We start from the raw sequence: 214 nt of genomic DNA, 5'->3' as shown, positions 1-214 counted from the left end.
AGTTGGCTACTGCCCACTGTGGTTCCTGGACTTAGGACATTGCGAGTGTTCACTCCTTTTAATCGATTGAGCAATTTGAGCTGTTGCTGCATTTGATCACTGTTGATTCGCTCGCCTTGTTTCAAGGGTGCGACTGTTTGCTCAATAAGCCAGTTTTGAGTTCGGCTTTGATTGTCAATTTGAGTTTTATCGTAATACGCTTCAAGTACATTGA

The 214-nt window shown here is 43.0% G+C and carries 1 pseudogene; it reads right to left on the bottom strand.

What is annotated here, in order from left to right:
• A pseudogene (locus ACINWC743_RS13070) lies at window positions 1–214 on the bottom strand (ShlB/FhaC/HecB family hemolysin secretion/activation protein); the annotation flags it as partial.

Source organism: Acinetobacter sp. WC-743, assembly GCF_000335555.1.
GTDB classification, from domain to species: Bacteria; Pseudomonadota; Gammaproteobacteria; order Pseudomonadales; family Moraxellaceae; genus Acinetobacter; species Acinetobacter bereziniae.
Note: the sequence above shows the minus strand (reverse complement) of the source record. Positions and strands in the feature narration are given on the sequence as shown.